We start from the raw sequence: 20,071 nt of genomic DNA on the forward strand, positions 1-20,071 counted from the left end.
GCTAACAGGGGTTTGCGGGCCAAGCGCGGATTCGGTACCTCTCGAAGCCGCCGGGGTGGGCGTCAGTCAGCTCCTGTTTTCGGCTGATGATGTCCTCGTGTTCGAGGACGTCCTGACGTGCGGCCAGCGCACGGTCGCGTCCCTTATGGGCGACGTCGACGGCGTAGACGCCTGGGCCTGCGGGCAGTTCCAGGCTGATGGCATCCGCGGTGGGGGAGCCGAGCACCAGCAGGGCGCTCGCGAACTCCAGTTCGAAGGTCTGGGGTGTCGACCAGGCGGGATCGTCGGGGCCGTCAGGTGGTGCGGTCCACGCTTCCAGCGTTGCCGACACCGGGAGAAGGTCCTGGGCGCAGCTGATGACGAGTTCGTGGCCCGTTGACGCGGCGACGGCTGTCAGGGCCTGTGAGATCGCTTCGTCGACGCCTTCGTCGGCGTCGTTGTCCTGGTCTCGCAGGGTGAGCAGTCGGTAGCTGGGCACCGTGATCAACTCGACGTGTTCGGCCGGTTCCGTCACGGCTTCCATGGTGCACGGCTGGGGGTTGGTGCTTGCCGTGGCCAGGCGGCTGTCCGGGTGGTTTCTCGGTGCCCAACCAGGCGTTGAGTTGGTTGCCCGTTGACACGCCTTGATCGCCCTCGGCAGGCTGCACGTCCCTGTGATCGGAAGGTGGCGCTTGTCGTGAAATTCCGTTTCGTATTACCGGTGCTCTCCCTGCTCCTCGGTGTCGTGGTGATGCCGGGCGTGGCGCGCGCGGAGCCCTCGGCGGCTGACGCCTGTTACACGTGGGGGCGCACTCTGTCGCAAGGGGCGTCGGGGGAGGACGTCCGGCAGTTGCAGATCCGGGTGGCCGGCTATCCCGGTTATGGCGCGGTGCTCGCCATCGACGGGCAGTTCGGGGCCGGCACGAAGGCGGCTGTGACGCGGTTCCAGCAGGCGTACGGGCTCGGGGCGGACGGTGTGGCCGGGTCCGCGACGTTCTCGAAGATCTACGCGTTGCAGGACAACGACTGCACGCCGGTCAACTTCACCTACGACGAGTTGAACAACTGCAACTCGGACTGGTCGGGCGGCAACGTGTCGGCGGCGACGGCCCGTGCCAACGCGCTGGTGTCCATGTGGAAGTTGCAGGCGATGCGGCACGCGATGGGGGACCGGCCGATCGACGTCAACGGCGGGTTCCGGAGTGTCGCGTGCAACAACGCGGTCGGTGGAGCGGCCGGTAGTCGTCATCTGTACGGGGACGCGGTGGATCTGGGGGCCGGGCCGCAGGGTTTCTGCGCGCTCGCGAAGCAGGCTCGCAACCACGGGTTCAACGAGATCCTCGGGCCGGGGTACACGGGGCACAACGACCACGTGCACGTCGCGCACAAGTCGTCGCGCTTCTGGTCGGCCCCGAGTTGCGGCGTGTCCTGAGCTGCGGCTGGTGCTGAGAACGGTGCGGGGCCGCGGTGATCGCGGCCCCGCTCGTGACTGCTGAGATGCTCCGGGTGTGGCGCGGACCTCGGCTGGACGCCACCGCGATCTCGGCGCCGCCGACTACGTCGTGGAAATCCTGCACGGCACTCGCCGGCACGCCCGGCCGGGAGTTCGTGCCGGCCAACCTGTCCGGTCCGGCTCACGTCTTGAACGGGGAACCGGCTCCCTCGGCACGGGTGTGGCTGCGCCGCGCGGTCGCCGACAGCGGCAGCGCGATGTCTTCGAGGGACTTGTTCTCCGCGTCCACCGCGAGGAACCGCGCGACCAGCCCGCCGCCGATCATGATCACCGCGCCGACCAGGTAGCCGACGAACAGCCGCCCCGGCTGGTCGCCGGTGCCGATCAACGCGCCGTAGATCACCGGGCCGAGCGCGCCGAAGCACTGGGCGATGGCGAAGAAGACGCCGATCGCCTTCGCGCGCACCTCGAGCGGGAAGATCTCGCTGACCGTCAGGTACGCGGCACTGGCGCCTGCCGAGGCGAAGAAGAAGATGACGCACCACGCGATGGTCTGCGTGACCGCGTTGAGCACGCCGCTGTAGAAGAGGACGGCGGTGACGGCGAGCAGCGCGCCGGAGACGGCGTAGGTCAGGAACAGCATGCGGCGGCGGCCGATGGTGTCGAAGAGGTGGCCGATCGTGAACGGGCCGACGAGGTTGCCCACCGCGAACGCGATCAGGTACAGCGGCGTCACCTCGGACGGCACGCCGTAGAACTTGCCCAGCACCAACGTGTAGGTGAAGAAGATCGCGTTGTAGAGGAACGACTGGGTGATCATCAGCGTCGCGCCGAGCACCGCGCGGCTCGGGTATTCGCGGAACAGCACGCGGGCCAGCGCCAGATAACCGATCTGCTCGGCCGGCTTGACCTCGATGGCTTTCTTCTCGTCGACGGCGGGAAGGGCGGAGCCGGATTCCTTTTCGACTTCCTGTTCGATGCCTTTGATGGTTTCTTCGGCCTCGTCGTTGCGGCCGTGCATGATCTGCCAGCGCGGGCTTTCCGGCAGGTGCCTGCGCACCACCAGGATCACCAGGCCGAGCACCGGTCCGATGAGGAAGCCGAGCCGCCAGCCGAGCGACAGTTCGACGTGGTTCAGCAGGACGTACGAGCCGAGCGTGCCGAGCACCGCGCCCGCCCAGTAGGTGCCGTTGACGGCGATGTCGACCCGGCCGCGGTAGCGCGCGGGGATGAGTTCGTCGATGGCGGAGTTGATCGCCGCGTACTCGCCGCCGATGCCCATGCCGGCGATGAACCTGGTGAGGTAGAGGAAGACCAGCCAGCCCGTGCCGTTGCCGAGGGTGAACGCGGTGAGGCCGGAGCCGACCAGGTAGACGCCCAGCGTGATCATGAACAGCTTGCGGCGGCCGAGCCGGTCGGACAGGTGTCCGAACCACAGGGCGCCGACCACCTCGCCGATCAGGTAGACGGTGGCGAGCAGGCCGACCGCCGTGGACGACAGCGCGAGCGTCTCCGGTTTGGTCAGCGTGTCGGCGATGGCGCTGGCGACCGTGATCTCCAGGCCGTCGAGGATCCACGCCACGCCCAGCGCGATGACCATGCGGGTGTGGAACGGCGACCAGGGCAACCGGTCGATCCTCGCCGGAATCAACGTGCGCACGCCGTCAGCCTTTTCTTTCACGCGACAGCGATACCCGGCTTTGTGTTGGTGAAACTCACGCTAAAAGGAGTGCTTTGTCCGTGTTGAGCTCAATTGAGGCTATTTTTTGGCGGGAATCGCGCGTTCCGTGAGTGCGGTGGCGACGGCTTGCGGACTCGCGGCGTCCCTTCACCCTGGTGTGAACCGTTGCGGTCGGGGGTAATCGCCGGGAGAGGAGGTCGTCATGCCAGCGGGATCGAACGCGAAGCGGGAACGGCAGTACGAGCACATCAAGGACTCCGCGCAGGAGCGGGGCGTCTCGCCCAAGCGCGCGAAGGAGATCGCGGCGCGGACGGTGAACAAGAACCGCGCGCAGGCCGGTGAGTCGAGGACGGCGAGCAAGTCGTCCACACAGGACATGTCGCCGCAACGGCGAGGTGGGCTGCGGTCGGGCACCAACCGTCCCAAGGGGCTCACCAAGGAGCAGCTCTACAACGAGGCCAAGCAGAAGAACATCAAGGGCCGCTCCACGATGACGAAGAAGGAACTCGCCTCCGCGCTCGGACGCTGACGTGCCCGATCAGCAGTCCGAAGTGGACGAGAAGGCGGTGGACAGGTCGGCCGCGCTGGCGATCCTCACCATGGAGCACAACACGTTGCAGATGATCCGCACGGCGACCATCACCGACGCCACCGGCCGGGCGGGCCATCTGCTGACGACGATCTCCGCGTCGATGATCGCGCTCGGGTTCGTCGCCCAGGTCGTGCCGCTGACGGTGTTGCTGACGTTGATGCTCGTCATCTTCACCGCGTTGTTCCTGATCGGTCTCGCCACGCTCTTCCGCACGGTCGAGCTGACCATCGAGGACGTCCAGGCAGGCCTGGGGATCAACCGGATCAGGGCCGTCTACGCGGAGCTCGAACCGTCCACGAGGCACGTCTTCGTGCGGCAGCTGCACGACGACACCCTCGGCGTCGAGGCCGACGGCGGCCAGACCGGCTGGCGCAAGGCACGACGGCCCCGGCTGATCGGCACCGCACTCGGCGTCGCCGGTCTCGTGAACCTCGTCAACGGCCTCGTCGCCGGGGTGATCGCCGGCGCGGCGACAGGACTGCTCGGCGTGGGCCTGACGTGGTCGATCGTGCTCAGCGCGGTCGTGGCCGCGGCCGTGTTCAGCGGTTTCGGCATCGCGCTCGGCCGCATCGGACGGCGTGGCATCGCGCCCATCGCCACCCGCTATCCGAGGAACAACCCGAACTGAAGGAGAACCACCATGCAGTACGACGTCGTCGACCTCATCATGCAGGACCATCGCGAGGTCGAGCGCCTGTTCGACGAGCTGAAGAAGCACCCGGAGAAGCGACCTCTGCTCACCCCGGTGCTCTGCGGCCTGCTCGTCGCGCACAGCCGCGCCGAGGAGTCCGAGGTGTATCCCGCCGCCAGGGACGCCGGCGGTGAGGACGAGGTCGAGCACAGCCAGGAGGAGCACGCCGAGGCCGAGCAGCTGCTCGCCAAGCTCCTCGACACCGACTACGACTCGCCGCGGTACGAGAAGGCGCTCAAGGACGTCGTCGACTCCATCACGCACCACGTGAAGGAGGAAGAGGACACGGTGCTGCCGGGCATGCGCAAGCGGCTCAGCGCCCAGCGCCGCTACGAGCTCGGCGAGTTGTTCGCGCGCAGCCGGGCCGACCACCTCGGCGAGCTGCCGGGCCAGGCGACGCGCGAGGAACTCCTCGTCCAGGCCAAGAACATCGGGCTGGAGGGTGCTTCGAGCATGAGCAAGGCCCAGCTGCAGCGCGAACTGCACAAGGCGGCCGCTCGCTAGGCGTTGTCGGTGCGCACGGTCTGGATGTGCACGGTGCGTGAGCCCGTGTGCGCGTCCCGGCCGTGCCAGCAGCGGTAGTTGTCGAGGACCAGGAGCTCGCCCTCGTCCAGCCTGATCCTCGGCAACGTCCGCTGGACGCGGTCCACCTCCGCGTCGAACCGGGCGAGCAGCGCGGTGACGCGCTCGGCGTCCGGATCGCGGTGCAGGGGAACGACTCCGTCGGTGCGGCGGGTGATCCGCCTGCCCGTGCGGGTGTACTCGATGTGGCGGCCTACCCGTGGCGTTGCGGGTAGGCCGCGCGTCTGCGCCCAGCGGCCGTAGAGGTCGACGTCCGTGCCGGTGAGGAAGTCCTTCAGCTCCGCGTCGAGCGAGTCGGTGAACTCGTGCGCGTCGAGCACGAACGACTGACCCCCGTACGGCGCCTGCGAAGCGAGCAGCACCAGCACGTGGTCCTCGTCGGGGTGCCTGCGCCGCACGGGTTTCCCGGCGATGTCGACGACCACGTCGAAGCTGTCCGCGTGCAGGCCGACGATTCCGCCGTCCACGGACCTGCGGGTCCGATGTGGGTAGAGCTCGCGCAAGGACGTGCCGAACAGCAGGGCGGAGGCCACCGGCAACGAGTCCGGGCTGTTCGGCAGGCCGGTGAGGATCACCGCGCCCGCGTCGTGCAGCGTCTGCCGCGCGGAGGGGGCCAGGACCGGGACGCGCTGGACGATCACCGCCGCGGCCCGAAGTCACGTGACGACGGCACCAGCGCGGCCGCGGCGGGGGCGGCGAAGCAGATCACCGCGCAGGCCGCGAGCACGGCCGGTGCGCCGAACGCCGAGATCGCCGGGGCGATCAGCGCCAGGCCGACCGGGGCGAGGCCGTAGGACATCAGGAAGTCCAAAGAGGACACCCGGGCGAGCTTGGACGGTTCCACCTCGCGCTGGGTCGCGGTGAACCACGGCACGTTGAACAGTTCGATGCCCAGGCCTGCCAGGACGTACGCGGCGATCACGACGAACGGGTGCACCGGCAGCAGCAGGCTCAGCGGCGCGAAGCCGTACAGGGCCAGGCCGAACAGCGCGGTCCAGCCCGCGTGGCGCGGCCGCCAGCGGGCGATCAGCACGGCGCCGGCCAGCGCGCCGAGGGTGTAGGCGGTCAACGCTCCGGCGAGCACGGCCTCGGTGCCGTAGCGGTCGCGGCTGACCAGGGGGAGCACCACGCCGGTGGCCGAGTAGCCGGTGGCGATCACGGCCGTCAGCGCGCCCAGGCCGGCCAGGAACCACGGGTGCCTGCGGGCCTCGCGGACGCCCTCCCAGAAGTCCGCCACGAAACCCGCGCCGGTGTTCGGTGCCGTCTGGCCGGTGCCCGCGGGCGGAACCAGGGCGGCGACGAGCCACAGCGCGCCGATGCCGAGCAGCAGCACCTGGGTGTTCAGCACCAGCGCCAGCAACGCGGTCAGGCCCGGAGCGACGAGGGTCGTCACGCGCACGGACAACGTCATCGCGGCGTTGGCCTGCTGGCGCTGGTCGCCGTCGACCACTTCGGCGGTCAGCGCTTGGAACGCCGGGCGGCAGGCGCCCTGGCCCGCGCCCATCGCGGCGGCGGCCACGGCGGCGACGATCAGCGAGTTGCCCACGAAGGCAGCGAGGACCGGGGCCGCGAGCGCGGAGGTCAGGCCGGAGATCAGCACGACCTGGCGGCGGGCGTAGCGGTCGGCGAGCACGCCGCTCACGGGGACGGCGGCGAGGAAGCCCGCGGTGCGCGCGGCGAGCAGAACTCCCAGTTCCACGGCCGTGATCGAGCGCGAGAGCACGGCGAGGCCCAGCACGAACGGCAGCGCCCAGGTCGCGATGCCCGACGCCGTGGTGGCGGTCCAGAGGCGGAGAAAAGTCGGGCTGCGCAGCACCGAGGGCGTGCTGCGCGCTGTGTCGTGGACCACTCGTTCGACCTTCCGGCAGGGTTGCAATGAAAATGATTGTCGTTACAGTAGCGCACACCGATCGAGTGAACTTCTCTGGAGGACCCGATGTCTCACCCCGCCCGGCTCGGCCTGGCGCTGGTCGCGGTGCTCGCCGCCGGCTGCGCCACACCGGGAGGCGCCGAAACCCCGGCTGCCGCAGCGCAGACGGTGGTGGACAGCTGCGGCAAGCAGCTCACGTTCCCCGGCACGCCGCAACGGGTGGTGACGCTCGACCAGAACTCCACGGAAACGTTGCTGGCGCTCGGAGTCCAGGACCGGATGGCCGGCACCGCGAACGTCAAGACCAAGGTCGCGCCGCGGTTCGCCGACGCCTACGCGAAGATCCCCGTGCTGTCGCCGAAGCTGCTCACCTCGGAACCGCTGCGCGCGGCCAACCCCGACCTGGTCGTGGCGTCGTTCAAGGAGCTCTTCACCGCCGACCGCGCCGGAACGCGCGACGAGCTGGAATCCCTTGGCGTGCCGACGTTCGTGAGCGCGGTGAACTGCCCGGACGGCACCACCGCGCCGTTCGACCGGCTGTTCCGCGACTACGAGAACTTCGGCAAGATCTTCGGCATCCCGGAGAAGGCGAACCAGCTCGCCGCCGACCAGCGCGCCGCCGTCGCGGAGGTCCAGGCGGTCAAACGGGAACCGGTGAAGGTCGTCTGGGTCTACTCGGTGTTCAAGGGCGTCCCGTACGTGGCCGGGCGCGACGGCATGCCGAGTCAGATGAGCAAGATCGCCGGTGCGGTCAACGTCTTCGACGACGTGAACCAGGAGTGGCCCGAGGCGTCGTGGGAGGAGATCGCGCGCCGCGACCCGGACGTGATCGTGGTCGGCGACTTGTCGGAGCGCGGCAACCCCGGTGACACGGCGCGGGAGAAGCTCGCGATGATGCGCGAACACCCGGTCGTTTCACAGCTCAGGGCGTTGCGGGACAACAAGGTCATCGAACTGCCCGGCATCGAGATGGACCCGTCCGTGCGCACGGTCGACGCGTTGAAGGCGTTCGCCGCAGGTCTGGACAAGATCCGTGGCTGAGGCCGCTCTGCTCGATCCCGTCGCCGTCCCCGTTGCGAAACCCTTGCAGAGACGCAAGAACACCGCTGTCGTCGTGCTGAGCCTCGTCGTGCTCGTGGTGTCGATGGTGCTCGCCGTGCGGATCGGCGTGGGCGCGGGCTGGGCCGAGATCGGCCGGGCTGCGGGCTCACGGCTCGGGCTCGCCGTTGTCCCGTTGCCGCGCCTGCTGGACTCGTTGATCTGGGACCTGAGGTTGCCGCGGGTGTTGCTCGCGGCGCTGGTCGGTGCGGCGCTGGCGGTGTGCGGCGCGGTGCTGCAGAGCGTCACGCGCAACTCGCTGGCCGACCCGTACCTGCTCGGGGTGTCCTCCGGCGCCTCGACCGGCGCGGTGGTCGTGGTGGTGCTGGGTTTCGCCGGGTCGCAGCTCGGGGTGACCGGCGGGGCGCTCGTCGGCGCGCTGGTGGCGTTCGGGCTGCTGATGGTGTTGTTGCGGCGCACCGGGCTGGACTCGTCGCGGATCGTGCTCACCGGTGTCGTCGTGGGGCAGCTGTTCGCGGCCCTGACCTCGCTGATCCTGCTGTCGTCCGGTGACGCCGACAGCCTCCGGGCCGTCACGAACTGGCTGCTGGGGTCGCTCGCGTCGGCGCGCTGGACGTCTGTCGTGGTGTGCGCGGTGGTGCTCGGCGTCGGCCTGCTGGTGGTGTGGCTGTGCTCGGCGGCGCTGGACGGGTTCGCGTTCGGCACCGACACGGCTTCTTCGCTGGGGGTCGACGTCCGGGCGACGCGGATTGTGTTGCTGGTGACGACTTCGGTGCTCACCGCTGTGGCCGTGGCTGCTGTTGGAGCGGTCGGGTTCGTCGGGCTGATCGTGCCGCACGGGGTGCGTTTTCTGGTGGGGCCGTTGCATCGCAAGTTGTTGCCGTTGTCGGCGGTGGTCGGCGCGGTGTTCCTGGTCTGGACGGACGCGCTGACCCGCGTGGTGTTCGCGCCTCTGGAGGTGCCGGTGGGCGTGTTCACCGCGCTGCTCGGCGTGCCGCTGTTCCTGCTGGTGCTGCGCAGGCGGGGTGAGCTGTGAAGATCGAGGTCGCCGGCCTGAGCTGGGGCGTGCCGGGCAAGACGATCGTGCGGGACGTGTCGCTGGTCGTCGAGCCGGGGGAGACCGTCGGGCTGATCGGGCCGAACGGGTCCGGTAAGTCGTCGTTGTTGCGGTGCGTGGCGGGGTTGCGCGCGCCTTCCGGTGGGGTGGTGCGGTACGACGGCGTGGAGATCGGGTCGTGGCCTGCCCGCGACCGGGCGCGCAAGCTGGCGTTCGTCGAGCAGACCGCCGACACCGAGAGCGATCTTCGGGTCGCCGAGGTCGCGATGCTGGGCCGGACCGCGCATCGGTCGCGCTGGCGCGGGCCGTCTGCCGCTGATCACGCGATTGTCGCTGCCGAGCTGGAGAAGCTCGATTTGACTTCGTTGGCTGACCGGCCCTGGAAGCAGTTGTCGGGTGGTGAACGGCAGCGCGCGCACCTGGCTCGGGCGTTGGCGCAGCGGACTTCCGCTTTGTTGTTGGACGAGCCCACGAACCATCTGGACGTGCGGCACCAACTCGAGTTGATGGAGCTGGCGGCTCGTACGCCGCAGACGGTGGTCGTGGCACTGCACGACCTCGCGCTGGCCGCCCGCTACTGCGACCGATTGGTGCTGATGCACGGCGGCACGGTGGTCGCGTCCGGTCCTGCCGAAGAGGTGCTGACCGCGCCGTTGCTGCGGTCCGTGTTCGACGTGGAAGCCGAGATCGGCCGCGACGGCCTGGGCCACCTGGCCGTGGGCTATCGCGAGCCGGTCCGACCTGGAGGGGGACGCGATGTCCACTGTGGATGATCTGATAGCCGAGGTGCTGGCGGGGCGGCACGGCCCTGAACCGGCGTCGGTGCCTGCCACCAGCGTGTTCTGGGTGCACCACGGCACGCGGTTGGCGGGTGGGGACGTCACCTACCGCAACCAGTACGTGTTGGTGCGCGTCGGTTCCGCGTTCGGCGCTTGTGCGTTCGCCGAGGGGGAGGCCGACCCCGCCGTTTGTGCGAACTACTCGGGTGCTCCGGTCTCGGTGTTGCTGACCGAGGCGCCGGCTCCGGTTCGGGTGGCGGCACTTGATGCTTACCTGGGGTTCGTTCGTCCACATCGGACTTCCTCGGCTGAGCGAGTGCTGCTTCCCGTTGGTGCGCCGGAGGAGCGTGCTCAGGCGCGTGACGCTGCCGTCGCCGGACTGCTGGATGTTCCGGCCGGCGCCAAGGTCGCGTTGATCGGGGTGGTCAACCCGTTGGTCGCGGCGATCCGGGAGCGTGGTGCGGAGTGCCTGCCGTGCGACCTGTCGCTGCGGACGACGCAGTGGGGCGATGCCGTCACTCCCGACATGCGGGATGTGCTCGGGGTTGCGGACGCTGTGGTCGCGACGGGCATGACGATCGGCAACGGGACGTTCGACGAGATCGTGCGGGTGTGCCGGTCGCGGGACGTGCCGTTGATCGTCTACGCCCAGACCGCGAGCGCGGTCGCCCGGCACTTCCTCGGCTCCGGGGTCACCGCCCTGTCCGCGGAGCCGTTCCCGTTCTCCCAGTTCAGCGCCGACGAGACAGCGCTGTACCGCTACCGGACATGAGAGAAGCCGTGGACCACCACATCGCAGACGCCCTCAGCCGCCCCGCCCTGGTTCGCCTGGACGCCCGTACGTATTGCCTGCGCTTCGAGACCATGAAGGTGGCTTCGGCGCTGGAGGCCGTTCGGTACCTGCTGGAGCGCGGGACGATTTCCCGTGGTGACACGTTGGTGGACAGTTCCAGCGGGATCTACGCGCACGCGCTGGCGTTGGCCTGTCACCGGTACGGGCTGCACTGTCACATCGTTGCTTCTACGACTGTTGATCTGACGTTGCGCACTCAGTTGGAGATTCTCGGCGCTGTTGTCGAGCCGATGCCGCCGTCGGCCAGTTTGAAGTTGGATCAGAGTCGGCGGGTGGCTCGGGTTCGGGAGATCCTGCGGGATCGGCCTCGGTACCACTGGATGCGGCAGTACCACGATGCTGTGCACTACCGGGGGTATCGGGCTGTCGCCGATCTTGTTCGGTCTACTGTGGACTGTTCGCGGTTGTCCGTGGTCGGTGGGGTTGGTACTGGGGCTTCTACCGGGGCTTTGGTTTCCTTTTTGCGGGAGACTTCGCCTTCGGTCGAGTTGGTTGGGGTGCAGCCGTTCGACAGCGTTACGTTTGGTAGTGAGCACGTGCATGATCCTGAGATCATCATTGCTGGGATCGGGAGTTCTATCCCGTTTGGCAACGTTGACCACACCTTGTACGACACCGTGCATTGGTTTGGGTTTGATGCCGCTTTGAGTGGTGGGGTGGCGTTGTTGCGGGAGCATGCGATTTTTGCCGGGCTGTCTGCTGGGGCTGCTTATTTGGCTGGCCGGTGGGAGCAGCGGGGGGATCCGGAGCGGACTGTGGTGGTGTTGGCGCCGGATACTGGGCATCGGTATGTGGATGCCGCTTACTCTCGGCATGCTTCGGCGCTTCGGCCTGAGGAGTTGGAGCCACGGCAGATCTCGGAGTTGAGTGAGATGGATCTGCCGTGGTCCCGGATGCGGTGGGGGCGGGCTTCGGCTCCGCCTGGGGCCGTGGGGGCTGCCGGTGTCAGTGCTGGTGTCAGCGCTGGTGTGGCGGTCGCTTCCTGAAGGTCAGGGTGGCGAGGATGGCTATGGCTCGTTGGCGGGCGGTTGCTCTGGCCAGAGGGCCCTCGCTCAGCTCTTTGGCCAGGTCTGGGTCGGAGGCTCGTAGGCGCCGTTCTATGTCGATCAGCCGTTGCTGGTCCTGACCACTGAGCATGTCCCGCTCCTCAGGTCGGTATCCGCTTGCCGTCCGGCGTCGTGGGTACCCAGGTCGGATCGGGCCCAAACCTGTCGCCCTTGTGGTTGACTTCGGGGCCCTTGCGAGGCGCTTCACGGACCGGAAAGGCCGGGCTGAAAAACGCCCGGCCGAGCCACGAGTGGTAGCACCTCGCACCCAAAGTCAAGCCCCAATCCCTTCGGGTGCGTGGCTGGGTTTGGGCTGGTACGTCACCGATACCGCTTACTCGGAGCTGAGAAGAGGGACGGCTCGCCTTCGGCTTTGCGTGTGGCGGGTGTTGTCTTCAGCCAAGAGCTCAGGACGCATCGCCTTCGGCATTGCCGTTGGGTCTTGGGTGGGCTCGGCTGCGCCATCGCGATGCTTGCGCTCGGTCGGTCTGGCCTGCGGCGTCGTTCTCCTCAAGCCATTGGTCGCCTAGCTCTTGGCTACCTCGCTCTTGGCTGCTGAGCGCTCGGCTACCTCCTCTCCCGGCCCCGCTGTGCTCCGCGCAGCTCGCCGGGACCGCAGTGCTCAGCAGCCTTGCCGGGCCCATGCGCTCGGCGACCTGCGCTCGGCCGCCTCGCCCTGCGGTGGCCCACCCTGCCTCCGCCCTGCGCCGCCCCGCCTCAGCCCTGGGTCTTGGGGTCCGGCGGCAGCGGGTCCGGGCCCGGTGGCCTCGGCGGGGCCGTCGGGTCCGGGTTCGGGGTCAGCGGGTCTGGGGGCGGGCCCGGCTTGGGTGGGTTCGGGCTGGGCGGGGCCGGTGGCTGGAACGGGTCCGGTGGGCGTGGCTGGTCTGGGAACGGGGCCGGGGGCTGGTCCGGGCCCGGGGTTGGTGGGACTGGGTTCGGTGGTGGTACCGGTTGGTTCATGTGGGGCGGGTACCCGGTGGGTAAACCCTGGTCGGGCGGCATTCGTTGCCACTTCGAATTACTTCGAATCCGTTAATGCCGAGGGGGTGGTGACCGACAATCCGTCCAGATTCTGTTTGGGACCGGCAGAACGGGGCGAGGGTGGCGCTGTCGCGGGGTGGGGTGCAGGGGTGGTTCGTCGGTTCTGAGCAGACTCGCGGGCTGCAGTTCAGCGGGGCCGTGGAGTTGTTGCGGTTGTTGGATCGGTTGTCCTCGCGGCCTCGGTGGCCTGGGCGGGACGTGCCGTTGCCGATCGTGTGGTTGCGGCGGCCTCCTGGGGTGGAGAGTCCGTTGGAGGCGTTGGCCTACCGGCCCGTTGCTGCTCGGGGGCGGCGGGTGCCTTATGCGCACGTTGATGGGGCGCAGGGGGATCGGCGGCGGTTGCTCGATGATGTTGTCGGGCAGTTGGCCGGTGAGGTTCGCGGGGTGGCGCGGTTGCGGTTTCCGCATTACGCGTTGGTCGGGTGGTTGTTGGACCTGTCGTTGCCTGCCGGGGTGGAGGCGGACGACGAGGAGCGGGAGATCGCCCGCGAGTTCCGGCAGCACTTGAAGGGGCGGGTTCGGGTCACCGCTGACGGGGCTCAGGACCTGGCTCAGGACTTTCCGTGGTGGATTCGGTTGGTCATCGGGGTGATGCCTCGGATCGGGCTTGCCGTGATGGCCCTGTTGTGGCGGCCTGCCACCTGGGTGGGGGAGCAGGCGCTGGGTGGGCGGTCTCGGCGGGGGCTGTACCGGTTGGCTCGGGCCGTGGTGAAGGAGCGGTTGGCGGAGCGGCACTCCGACGAGGTCGAGGACCTGTTGGTGCGGGCCTTGCTGGAGGACCTGCGGCGGTCGCATCGGCGGTGGACCTGGTGGGGGACCGGGCGGCGGCGTACGGGGAATCCCTGGTTGTTGGTGGACGGCGGGGAGTGGTTGCCGGGAGCCGTTGCCAAGGCTCGTCGTGGGGTTCGCAGCGGGCAGTCCTGGCGGGCCAATCCGTTGAGCAAGCCCGATCCGTTGCTGGTGGTGGTCGCGGCCGAGTCGGAGGAGGCGCCGCGGACGCACGCGGCGGACGCGCTGGCCGGGTACCACGACTGGTTGCGGCAGTTGTCGCGGTCGGACAACTGGGTGTTGAAGCTGGACACCGATGCATCCGAGCCGGCTCGTGGGGTGATCGGGGCGTTGTCGGAGTTGCCGTCGATGCGGCTTCGGCGGGCCGTTGCGGCGCCGGTGGTGTTGGTGGTGCTGGCCGGGTTGGTGGTGGCGGTGCCGTTCGTCAACCACGGGCGGTGTGAGGAGTGGTGGTCGCCCTCGTTCCGGTCGCCACTCGTGCGGGTCGGCACGGAGTGCATCGGGGTGTCGGCGGATCCGGTGCGGCATTTCGTGCCGGACATCGTGCCCGCGGAGGTTCGGGTCGACCTGGAGGACGTGTACGGGCGGATCGTGGCGGAGAACCGCAAGGCCGAGGCTCGGCCGGACGCGATCACGATCGTGTTCTTGAGCGTGCTGACTCCTAGTACCTCCAACAGTTATCAGGCGTTGGTGGAGGAACTGCGCGGTGTCTGGGTGGCGCAGAAGACCAGCGATGTGCCCATTCGGATGTTGCTCGCCAACGGTGGTGAGGGGCCGGGCGGACGTGGGCTCGCGTCCGGGGACGTCGCCGCAGACAAGATCATCGAACTCGCCGCGCGGGACCGGAGCGTGGTCGCGGTGACCGGGCTGTCGATCAGCACCGACACCGCCCGGTCCGTGGTGAAGCAGTTGGGCAGCAACGCTTTGCCCATCATCGGCACGCTCACGTCGGCGGACGACATGGCCTCGATCAACGAGTACTACTACCAGATCGCGCCCAACAACTCTCGCGAAGCGCGGGTCGCCGCCTACTACGCGAAGACGCGGCTGAACGTCACGGACGTGGCGATCTTCTACTCCGGCGACCCGGCTGACCGCTACAGCCAGAACCTCGCCGAGGGCGCGAAGACCTCGTTCGGGGAACGGGGGATCACGGTCAGCCAGTACAAGTCGTACCGGGTCGCGAACGACGACGAGGGGCTGGCACCCGCGAGCCTCGGCCAGGGCGCCTGCCTCACCGAGACCAAGCCCGGGTACGCGATCTTCTACGTCGGGCGCTCGCAGAACCTCGCCGAGTTCCTGCGCGGCATGAACAGCAAGTGCCAGGGCCGCACCCCGCCGGTGATCGCGAGCGACTCGTCCACGCGGTTCATCCTCGAAGGCACGATGACGCAGTTCCCCAACGTGCAACTGGACTACGTGTCGTTCGCGAGCCCCGCCGCGTGGAAGGACTGCGCGAAGGTGCCGTTCTACAAGAACTACCTCGACGCGTTCCGCAAGGACTGCGTGTCGATCGGGGACGGCCGGTCGGCCACCGCCTACGACGCGATGCAGGTGCTGGCCGAGGGCGTGCGGCAGGTGCGCCGGACCGATCCCGGCGCACGCGTGCGGGAAGGGCTGCTCGCGGGCATCGGCAGCATCCGGCCGGACAACGCCATCCAGGGCGCGACCGGCACCATCGGGTTCGGTGCCAGCACGCGGTTGCCGTCCAACAAGGCGGTGCTGGTGTTGCGGGGCAACAAGGACACGACCTCGACGCCGTTGCTGCTGTGCGGTGAGCTGCCGTTCCGCGAGGACCTGGTCGAGCAGCCGGACGTGGACGGTTGCCCGCGCGACCCCCAGTGACGGGGGAGCGGCCCTGCCGGGCGCGACTTCCGTTGCCGCGTCAGCGTTCCGGGCCCAGCACCGGCTTCACGTCGACGATCGGGGTGCCGTCGATCGCCTCCAGGTGCGCGACCCGCACGCTCAGCCCGTCGACCGCGGTGATCCGCACGTGGTGCAGACCGATCGGGTTCGGGCGGTCCGGAGAGCGGGTGGAGAACACCCCGGTCTCCGGGCGGGCCGGGTCGCTGCGCGGGTGCACGGCCAGCACCGAGCGGTCGGCCCGGTCGAGCCACGTGAGCACCAGTACGTGCTGGCCGGCGGACAGTTCGCGCATCGCCCGCGCGTACTCGGGCGCGAACACGAGGGCCGCCTCCGGTGCACCCTCGTCGGGCTGCTTGGGGGCGGCGCTGCGGTCGGTGAGGAGAGATTCGACGTGGCCGATGGGCTGCAGTTTCATCAAGTCCCGCAGAAGGTCCGGTAGGTGGCGCTGAAATCCCGCGGCGCGGAAGCCGAGAAGTATTCCAGGCCGGGTCGTGCGCCGAACGGGGAGGTAACCGCTTTCAGCAATCGGTCGAACGGGCCCATGTCACCGTCCGCTCCGGCCGCCAGCGCCTCCTCCACGAGGTGGTTGCGCGGGATGTAGACGGGGTTCACGCGGTCCATGACCGCGGCGTCCGGGCCGAGTTCGCGCCAGCGCGCGATCCAGGCGTCGATCGCGGCCAGGTCGAGGAACAACGACCGCGCGGGTTCCGCGTCGCCCCGAGCGGCGTGCGACAGGAGGTGGAAGAACGACGTGAAGTCGACGTGGTTCTCCTGCATCAACGCCAGCAGGTCCTTCAGCAACGGCTTCACGTCGCCGGACACGCCGAGTTTCGCGGCCATCCCGCCGATCCACGCGGTCTCGAAGTGCGCGTCGAACGTCCGCAGCGTCGCGAGGGCCAACTGGACGCCCTCGTCCTCGTCGTCGGCGAACAACGGCAGCAACGCCTCGGCGAGCCGCGCGAGGTTCCACTCGGCGATGATCGGCTGGTTCCCGTACGCGTACCGGCCGCGGTGGTCGATGGAGCTGTACTTCGTCGTCGGGTCGTAGGCCTCCATGAACGCGCAGGGGCCGTAGTCGATCGTCTCGCCGGAGATCGTCATGTTGTCCGTGTTCATCACGCCGTGGATGAACCCGACGAGCATCCAGCGCGCGACCAGCGACGCCTGCGCGGCCACCACGTGCCCGAACAGTTCCAAGTACGTGCTGCCGGGGTAGTGGCGGGCGATCGCGTGGTCCGCGAGACGGCGCAGCAGGTCGAGGTCACCCGTGTTGCGCGCGTACTGGAAGCTGCCGACGCGCAGGTGCGACGCGGCCACGCGGGCCAGCACGGCGCCGGCGAGCGGTTCCTCGCGCTGCACCACGTGCCCGGTGGAGACGACGGCGAGCGCTCGGGTCGTCGGGATGCCCAGCGCGTGCATGGCTTCGCTGACCACGTATTCGCGCAACATCGGGCCGACGGCCGCGAGTCCGTCACCGCCGCGCGCGAACGGCGTGCGCCCCGACCCCTTCAGGTGGAGGTCGCGCAGCCGGCCTTCGGAGTCGGTCAGTTCGCCGAGGAGCAACGCGCGGCCGTCGCCGAGCCTGGGGCTGTATCCGCCGAACTGGTGACCCGCGTACGCCTGCGCGACACCGGGGGCATGGTTGCCCGTGAGAAAGGGCAGACCTCCTTCAGCCAGCCAGCCCGGATCGAGCCCGATTTCCCGCGCGAGCTGCCCGTTGAGGACGAGGAGTTCCGGTTCGGCGACCGGTTCGGCCTTCCACGCGACCGCCATCTCGGGGACCGCGGTCGCGAAATCGCTGCTCAGGCTGATGTTCACGCCTTCAACGGTACCGGCTGGGTTCCGGAACGCGTGTGATCGCGGTCTCAACTTGAGATTTGTCGAACCGTTCTGAGAGCGTGCGCGTGACAGTGGTGAACAGGTTGATGAGTCCACTCAGGAATGAGAAGAAACCAATGCGTCGCAAGCAAGTTGGGATCGTTGCTGCCCTTTTTGTGGTGGGTGCCCTCACGCTGACCGCGTGCGGTCAGGGTGCTGCGCAGTCCGGCTCGGAGGCCCCTGCCCAGGAGCAGGCCCAGGCCGAGAACGCGGCCGACAACGCGGTCGAGACCGACGCGACTTCCGGCGTGGATCTGTTGCGCGGCACCGCTAATTCCAACAAGGCGGACCAGAACACCGGTGACCGCGCCCCCGAGGACGCGCCGGTCGAGACCAAGCAGAAGTGGGTCGAGCTGCGCGCCGGCAACGCCGGTGGCCTGGAGCCCGCTGTCGTGAACGGCAAGGGACTTTCCGTTTACTGGTTCAGCGACGACCCGGTCGGCGGCGGCGTGTCGAACTGCAACGGGGAATGCGCCAAGACCTGGCCCGCCATCACCGTCACCAAGGGCACCCGGCTGTTCTTCCCCGGTATCCGCAAGGAGAACATCAGCTTCATCAAGCGCCAGGACGGCCAGTTCCAGGTCGCGATCGGCGGTCGCCCCGCGTACCTCTTCAACAAGGACAAGAAGGCCGGCGACATCCTCGGTCAGAACGTCGGCGGCAAGTGGTTCGTGATGAACCCCGAGGGCAAGCGCGCCGTGCCGAAGGCCGAGGCGCCGGGCCAGAACAACGGTCAGAACACCGGCCAGCCGGCTCCGGGTGCCAAGCCCGCGAACTCGGTGACGTTCTTCAGCGGCAAGAACCAGAAGGACTTCGACGACAGCTTCGCGGTCGGCGTCAAGGTCGAGTCGAAGTGCGCCGACCTCCGCGGCGGCTTCCTGTCGCTGAACCCGGACGGTGCCGTGAAGATCTGGTCGGAGCCCGGCTGCAAGGGCAAGTCCGCCGTCGTGAGCGCCGCCGTGAACGACGCGTCCGCCGCCCCGATCGGCTTCCCCGAAGGCGTGAAGTCCTACATCGCCGCCTGAACCTGATCGGGTGAACGGAAGGGCCGCCAGAGCACCCCCGCTCTGGCGGCCCTTCCGTCTCGCTACGCTCCTGGCATGCGCTACTCCGCCATCGCGCTGGCTTTGCTGCTGGTCGGGTGCGGTACCGGGACCTCGTCCCTGCCCACGATCACCCCGGCTTCCACCACCGCCACCGGTTCCCCGCTGCCCGATCTGCAGCCCCGGCTCGACGCCATCGGCGTCCTCCTCACCGACTGCGCCGCCCGGCTGCGCGGTGAGCCCGTCGCCGCCGCCGACAACTGCGCCCACGTCATGCCCGACGTGACAGGCGTGATCGACGAGGTCGAGAAGCAGTCGGCCAAGCTGCCGCCCGCAGGCCAGACCGCCCTCACCGAGGTGCGCCGCCAGCTCACCGAGATCGGCTCGTGCGAACCGTGGTTCGCGGCCGGTGGGCAGAGCGCGGACGGCGACCTGAACGCCCGGTGCGAGAAGGCCTGGAACGCGCTCTACAAGGGCTACAACGCGGTTCGCAACGCCGCCTAGCTGATCAGTCCACAGTGGACGGCAGCGCCGGGAAGCGGATCGTGAGCTCGGCCGAGATCTCGTAGTGGCGCACCAGGAACGTGCGCTCGTCGAGCTTCTTGCGCCGCAACCAACCCGTCACCTCGGCGTTGCACTTGCTGGCGTTGCACGATCCGCACGCGGGCACGACGTTGCCGAGCGTGTACCTGCCGCCGCGCGAGATGGCCTGCACGCAGTCCTTCTGCAACGCGGCGGCGGGTGCCGTGCAGTACGCGCAGCCGCCCCACGCCGTCTTGAGGGCGTCCCACTGGGCGTCGGTGAGGTCGTTGACGACGCGGGCCATGCGCTTCTTCCGCTTGCGCGCGGCCCGAACCTGTTTGCTACCGCCGGTCGGCACGATGGGTGAGACTACGCGTCGCGATGGTCAACAGGTCGGAGGCGGGGCCGCGCGGTGTCGTGCCGGACGGCCAGACCGCCCGCAGAGCGCGGTGCAGGTCCACGTCGCCGACCTCGACCCGGACGAGCGTGCGGGCCGCGAGGTCGGCCGCCACCGTGTGCACGCTGAGCACGGCCGGGCCGATGCCGCCGATCGCGGCCGCCTTGATCGCCGTGGTCGACGACATCTCCAGCAACGGGTCCGCCGACTCGGTGACGCCCGCGGCCTTCAGCGCGTGCTCCCAGGCCTGCCGCGTGCCCGACCCCGGTTCCCGGCTGGCCAGGGGCGTCGCGGCGGCCTTGGCGGCGGTGACCCGGCGGCGGCGTGCCCACGGGTGGCCGGGTGCGACGACGAGCACCAGTTCGTCGCGGGCGACGACGCGGGTGGCGAGCCCGGCCGGGACGTCTGTGCTCTCGATGAACCCCAGGTCGGCGCGGTCGGCGAGGACCTGCTCGGCGACGTGCACCGAGTTGCCCGCGGACAGGACGGTCGCGGTGTCCGGGCTCACCTGGCGCAGCGCGATCAGCCACGCGGGCAGCAGGTACTCGGCGACGGTGAGGCTCGCGGCGATCCTGAGGTGGCTCTGCCGGTCGGCGCGCAGGCTCGTGATGCCGGCGTCGAGGTCGGCCGCCTTGGCGATCACCTGCGCCGCCCAGCCCGCCACCAGCTGACCGGCGGTGGTGAGCTTCGCGCCGCGCGGGGTGCGTTCGAGCAGCGTCACGCCGACGCGGGCTTCGAGGGTCCGCAGGCGTTCGCTGGCGCTCGGCTGGGACGTGCCGTGGGCCTGTGCGGCCCGGCCGATGCTGCCCAGTTCGGCGACGCTCAGCAGCAGGTCGAAGCTGGTGAGGTCGGTGACCCTCGGCGGCAGAGGCATAGGGACAGCCTATGTGCAC

General features: G+C 69.1%; 21 protein-coding genes. 12 read left to right on the top strand and 9 right to left on the bottom strand.

From position 1 onward, the window contains the following. Position 1: 1 nt before the first annotated feature. Positions 2-514 (bottom strand): hypothetical protein, encoded by a 513-nt coding sequence (locus JNUCC0626_RS04120; RefSeq protein WP_394618298.1) that lies wholly within the window; start codon positions 512-514, stop codon positions 2-4. A 162-nt stretch (positions 515-676) separates the two neighbouring features. On the opposite strand from JNUCC0626_RS04120, the gene JNUCC0626_RS04125 reads away from it, so the two are divergent. Beyond that, the gene (locus tag JNUCC0626_RS04125) at positions 677-1,411 is read left to right on the top strand and encodes a D-Ala-D-Ala carboxypeptidase family metallohydrolase (RefSeq protein WP_394621964.1); all 735 of its coding nucleotides are present in this window, start codon (positions 677-679) and stop codon (positions 1,409-1,411) included. 202 nt (positions 1,412-1,613) lie between these two features. Here the strand turns inward: JNUCC0626_RS04125 and JNUCC0626_RS04130 are convergent, their stop codons facing one another. Next, positions 1,614-3,113: an MFS transporter gene (locus JNUCC0626_RS04130; RefSeq protein WP_394618299.1), complete on the bottom strand. Its 1,500-nt coding sequence runs from the start codon at positions 3,111-3,113 to the stop codon at positions 1,614-1,616. A gap of 202 nt (positions 3,114-3,315) precedes the next feature. Between JNUCC0626_RS04130 and JNUCC0626_RS04135 the strand changes: the two genes are divergently transcribed. The 3 genes from JNUCC0626_RS04135 to JNUCC0626_RS04145 are packed head-to-tail and all read left to right on the top strand — an operon-like array spanning position 3,316 to position 4,900. Then, the gene (locus tag JNUCC0626_RS04135) at positions 3,316-3,642 is read left to right on the top strand and encodes a plasmid stabilization protein (RefSeq protein ID WP_394618300.1); all 327 of its coding nucleotides are present in this window, start codon (positions 3,316-3,318) and stop codon (positions 3,640-3,642) included. A 1-nt stretch (position 3,643) separates the two neighbouring features. Further along, a complete protein-coding gene (locus tag JNUCC0626_RS04140; RefSeq protein WP_394618301.1) occupies positions 3,644-4,333 on the top strand; it encodes a hypothetical protein in 690 nt (229 codons plus the stop codon). Between the two features lie 12 nt (positions 4,334-4,345). After that, positions 4,346-4,900: a hemerythrin domain-containing protein gene (locus tag JNUCC0626_RS04145; RefSeq protein ID WP_394618302.1), complete on the top strand. Its 555-nt coding sequence runs from the start codon at positions 4,346-4,348 to the stop codon at positions 4,898-4,900. Here the strand turns inward: JNUCC0626_RS04145 and JNUCC0626_RS04150 are convergent. Continuing rightward, a complete protein-coding gene (locus JNUCC0626_RS04150) occupies positions 4,897-5,619 on the bottom strand; it encodes a TauD/TfdA family dioxygenase (RefSeq protein ID WP_394618303.1) in 723 nt (240 codons plus the stop codon). The two genes, JNUCC0626_RS04145 and JNUCC0626_RS04150, sit on opposite strands and share 4 nt — an antisense overlap. Then, positions 5,616-6,794 (bottom strand): MFS transporter, encoded by a 1,179-nt coding sequence (locus JNUCC0626_RS04155; protein WP_394621965.1) that lies wholly within the window; start codon positions 6,792-6,794, stop codon positions 5,616-5,618. Before JNUCC0626_RS04155 ends, JNUCC0626_RS04150 begins: the two co-directional genes overlap by 4 nt. Before the next feature lie 120 nt (positions 6,795-6,914). On the opposite strand from JNUCC0626_RS04155, the gene JNUCC0626_RS04160 reads away from it, so the two are divergent. From JNUCC0626_RS04160 to JNUCC0626_RS04180, 5 genes are read left to right on the top strand one after another with little or no spacing between them, the layout of a single operon-like run. After that, on the top strand, positions 6,915-7,889 hold the full coding sequence (locus tag JNUCC0626_RS04160) for an ABC transporter substrate-binding protein (protein WP_394618304.1): 975 nt from the start codon (positions 6,915-6,917) through the stop codon (positions 7,887-7,889). Continuing rightward, the gene (locus JNUCC0626_RS04165; RefSeq protein WP_394618305.1) at positions 7,882-8,943 is read left to right on the top strand and encodes a FecCD family ABC transporter permease; all 1,062 of its coding nucleotides are present in this window, start codon (positions 7,882-7,884) and stop codon (positions 8,941-8,943) included. Before JNUCC0626_RS04160 ends, JNUCC0626_RS04165 begins: the two co-directional genes overlap by 8 nt. Continuing rightward, positions 8,940-9,737, top strand: a complete 798-nt coding sequence (locus tag JNUCC0626_RS04170; protein ID WP_394618306.1) for an ABC transporter ATP-binding protein — start codon at positions 8,940-8,942, stop codon at positions 9,735-9,737. The genes JNUCC0626_RS04165 and JNUCC0626_RS04170 overlap by 4 nt, the downstream gene beginning before the upstream one ends. Next, positions 9,721-10,515 (top strand): Rossmann-like domain-containing protein, encoded by a 795-nt coding sequence (locus JNUCC0626_RS04175; protein WP_394618307.1) that lies wholly within the window; start codon positions 9,721-9,723, stop codon positions 10,513-10,515. The genes JNUCC0626_RS04170 and JNUCC0626_RS04175 overlap by 17 nt, the downstream gene beginning before the upstream one ends. Next, complete coding sequence (locus tag JNUCC0626_RS04180) at positions 10,512-11,582, top strand: pyridoxal-phosphate dependent enzyme (protein ID WP_394618308.1); 1,071 nt, start codon at positions 10,512-10,514, stop codon at positions 11,580-11,582. The genes JNUCC0626_RS04175 and JNUCC0626_RS04180 overlap by 4 nt, the downstream gene beginning before the upstream one ends. On the opposite strand, the gene JNUCC0626_RS04185 is transcribed toward JNUCC0626_RS04180, so the two are convergent. After that, entirely contained in the window at positions 11,554-11,733 is a 180-nt protein-coding gene (locus JNUCC0626_RS04185) for a DUF3040 domain-containing protein (protein WP_394618309.1), read from the bottom strand. The two genes, JNUCC0626_RS04180 and JNUCC0626_RS04185, sit on opposite strands and share 29 nt — an antisense overlap. Before the next feature lie 1,199 nt (positions 11,734-12,932). On the opposite strand from JNUCC0626_RS04185, the gene JNUCC0626_RS04190 reads away from it, so the two are divergent. Further along, a complete protein-coding gene (locus tag JNUCC0626_RS04190) occupies positions 12,933-15,317 on the top strand; it encodes an ABC transporter substrate-binding protein (RefSeq protein ID WP_394618310.1) in 2,385 nt (794 codons plus the stop codon). A gap of 40 nt (positions 15,318-15,357) precedes the next feature. On the opposite strand, the gene tsaA is transcribed toward JNUCC0626_RS04190, so the two are convergent. Together tsaA and JNUCC0626_RS04200 are read right to left on the bottom strand one after the other, a co-directional pair. Beyond that, a complete protein-coding gene (gene tsaA, locus JNUCC0626_RS04195) occupies positions 15,358-15,753 on the bottom strand; it encodes a tRNA (N6-threonylcarbamoyladenosine(37)-N6)-methyltransferase TrmO (protein ID WP_394618311.1) in 396 nt (131 codons plus the stop codon). Then, complete coding sequence (locus JNUCC0626_RS04200; RefSeq protein WP_394618312.1) at positions 15,753-17,156, bottom strand: protein adenylyltransferase SelO; 1,404 nt, start codon at positions 17,154-17,156, stop codon at positions 15,753-15,755. Before JNUCC0626_RS04200 ends, tsaA begins: the two co-directional genes overlap by 1 nt. A 179-nt stretch (positions 17,157-17,335) precedes the next feature. Here JNUCC0626_RS04200 and JNUCC0626_RS04205 point away from each other — a divergent pair, with 179 nt between their 5' ends. Both JNUCC0626_RS04205 and JNUCC0626_RS04210 read left to right on the top strand, forming a co-directional pair. Next, on the top strand, positions 17,336-18,241 hold the full coding sequence (locus JNUCC0626_RS04205) for a COG4315 family predicted lipoprotein (protein WP_394618313.1): 906 nt from the start codon (positions 17,336-17,338) through the stop codon (positions 18,239-18,241). Between the two features lie 75 nt (positions 18,242-18,316). Continuing rightward, positions 18,317-18,763: a hypothetical protein gene (locus JNUCC0626_RS04210; RefSeq protein WP_394618314.1), complete on the top strand. Its 447-nt coding sequence runs from the start codon at positions 18,317-18,319 to the stop codon at positions 18,761-18,763. Between the two features lie 4 nt (positions 18,764-18,767). Here JNUCC0626_RS04210 and JNUCC0626_RS04215 read toward each other — a convergent pair whose 3' ends face one another. Together JNUCC0626_RS04215 and JNUCC0626_RS04220 are read right to left on the bottom strand one after the other, a co-directional pair. Continuing rightward, on the bottom strand, positions 18,768-19,139 hold the full coding sequence (locus tag JNUCC0626_RS04215) for an HNH endonuclease (protein ID WP_394618315.1): 372 nt from the start codon (positions 19,137-19,139) through the stop codon (positions 18,768-18,770). Next, on the bottom strand, positions 19,123-20,052 hold the full coding sequence (locus JNUCC0626_RS04220) for a LysR family transcriptional regulator (protein ID WP_394618316.1): 930 nt from the start codon (positions 20,050-20,052) through the stop codon (positions 19,123-19,125). Before JNUCC0626_RS04220 ends, JNUCC0626_RS04215 begins: the two co-directional genes overlap by 17 nt. Positions 20,053-20,071 lie beyond the last annotated feature (19 nt).

This window comes from Lentzea sp. JNUCC 0626 (genome assembly GCF_043632865.1).
Classification (GTDB): Bacteria; Actinomycetota; Actinomycetes; order Mycobacteriales; family Pseudonocardiaceae; genus Lentzea.

What these genes read in the sequence shown, in the direction of transcription:
- JNUCC0626_RS04135 (WP_394618300.1), top strand. Translation starts at nt 3,316, where the DNA reads ATGCCAGCGGGATCGAACGCGAAGCGGGAACGGCAGTACGAGCACATC.
- JNUCC0626_RS04145 (WP_394618302.1), top strand. Translation starts at nt 4,346, where the DNA reads ATGCAGTACGACGTCGTCGACCTCATCATGCAGGACCATCGCGAGGTC.
- JNUCC0626_RS04160 (WP_394618304.1), top strand. Translation starts at nt 6,915, where the DNA reads ATGTCTCACCCCGCCCGGCTCGGCCTGGCGCTGGTCGCGGTGCTCGCC.
- JNUCC0626_RS04175 (WP_394618307.1), top strand. Translation starts at nt 9,721, where the DNA reads ATGTCCACTGTGGATGATCTGATAGCCGAGGTGCTGGCGGGGCGGCAC.
- JNUCC0626_RS04180 (WP_394618308.1), top strand. Translation starts at nt 10,512, where the DNA reads ATGAGAGAAGCCGTGGACCACCACATCGCAGACGCCCTCAGCCGCCCC.
- JNUCC0626_RS04185 (WP_394618309.1), bottom strand. Translation starts at nt 11,733, where the DNA reads ATGCTCAGTGGTCAGGACCAGCAACGGCTGATCGACATAGAACGGCGC.
- tsaA (WP_394618311.1), bottom strand. Translation starts at nt 15,753, where the DNA reads ATGAAACTGCAGCCCATCGGCCACGTCGAATCTCTCCTCACCGACCGC.
- JNUCC0626_RS04210 (WP_394618314.1), top strand. Translation starts at nt 18,317, where the DNA reads ATGCGCTACTCCGCCATCGCGCTGGCTTTGCTGCTGGTCGGGTGCGGT.
- JNUCC0626_RS04220 (WP_394618316.1), bottom strand. Translation starts at nt 20,052, where the DNA reads ATGCCTCTGCCGCCGAGGGTCACCGACCTCACCAGCTTCGACCTGCTG.